At 44.1% G+C, this 1,430-nt stretch carries 1 protein-coding gene and 1 pseudogene; one reads left to right on the top strand and one right to left on the bottom strand.

Going from position 1 to position 1,430, the window contains the following annotated elements; genetic code table 11:
* Nucleotides 1-686: helix-turn-helix domain-containing protein (locus ACUU1I_RS20520; RefSeq protein ID WP_449144908.1), on the bottom strand; the 686-nt coding region annotated here is incomplete at its 3' end.
* Between the two features lie 96 nt (nt 687-782).
* On the opposite strand from ACUU1I_RS20520, the pseudogene ACUU1I_RS20515 reads away from it, so the two are divergent.
* A pseudogene (locus ACUU1I_RS20515) lies at nt 783-1,421 on the top strand (HlyD family secretion protein); the annotation flags it as partial.
* Nucleotides 1,422-1,430 lie beyond the last annotated feature (9 nt).

The following is a 1,430-nucleotide window of genomic DNA, read 5'->3' as shown; positions in this document are numbered from 1 at the left end:
GCAATTTTGGTCAACGAATATCCATCATCAAGAAGCGTCACTGCAGAAATAACGTGCATTTGCTGAACCCAGTGGCGAAATGTTAATCCCGTCTCTTTAACAAATAAGCGCATGAGTGTACGGCTACTGACGTTAATTTTATCCGCTAGATTATCCAGTGTTGGCAGATACCCTTGGTTGTTTAGCAAATTCTCACAAAGCTGCTGTAGCCGCTCATCATTTGGCCAAGGGAGTTCAAGTGACATTTTCACCCCCATTTTTATTTCCTGAAGTATCAGTGTCTCGAGGGCTGAAAAACGTAACTGTTGTTTATCTGTGGTACTTTGCGACGGTGGAAGTTGGTTAATTGCAATTAGTAATTCCCTTAACAGGGGTGAAATACCCGTCATGAAGCAAACTGTTCCCAGCGTTTCACTTTCCGCTTCTGAAACCAGTACGGTTTTTAAAAGTACGTTGCCTGTCGCAACAAACTTATGCGGCATTTGTGGCGGCAGCCAAAGCGCGCTGCTGGCATGGACTAGCCAGACGCTTTCTCCAGCCCATACACGAACGACTCCTTCAGCCGGGTAAAGCAACTGGGCATAGAGATGTTTATGCCAGGGAACTGTACCTCCATTCAGATGTTCCGAATCCAGTCCGATAATGTGATGCCCTGGTGATGCTTTGGGTTGCAGTGTAATTGTCATTTACAGTAGGTATTTTGTCAGAAATCATCAAATAAGCCATGTTAAATTTTAAATATGACGTATGCAAGTTTCCGGATATATACGGTGTAAAGAGTGATGATAATTTCTAAAAAACAGCTTATTGGGGTGGTAGCGATCGGTATTCTTTTGACTGGCGTTGTCTTTTTTATCTGGAGGGTAAGCAAAGGAAGATTTATACAGACGACGGATGATGCTTACATTGGTGGTAATATCACCACGGTGGCAAGTAAAGTTTCTGGTTATATTTCTGCTATAGAGGTGCGCGATAATCAGAGCGTAAAAAAAGGCGATATTATCCTGCGTCTCGATGATCGGGATTATCGTGCAAATGTCGCCAGGCTTGAGGCAAAAATAAAAAGTAGCAAAGCCAATCTCGAAGGCATTCAAGCCACTATTACGATGCAGCAGTCGATAATTCAAAGTGCCAGTGAAACATGGCAGGCAGTAAAACATGAGGAGCAAAAGCGCCTGCGAGATACTGAACGTTATGAAAAACTCGCACAATCAGCGGCAATATCGCAACAAATTATTGATAACGCCAGGTTTGACTACCAGAAGGTCGCAGCAAAGGAGCGCAAAGCCGCGAACGATTTCCTGGTGGAGAAGCAACGGCTAGCAGTTTTATCTGCTCAGGAAGAAAACGTACGTGCGAGTATCGAAGAAGTTCAGGCCGCTTTGACTCAGGCACTACTGGATCTGGAATATACCCTTGTTCACGTATAG

Source organism: Shigella sp. SIG3 (assembly GCF_053555855.1).
Note: the sequence above shows the minus strand (reverse complement) of the source record. Positions and strands in the feature narration are given on the sequence as shown.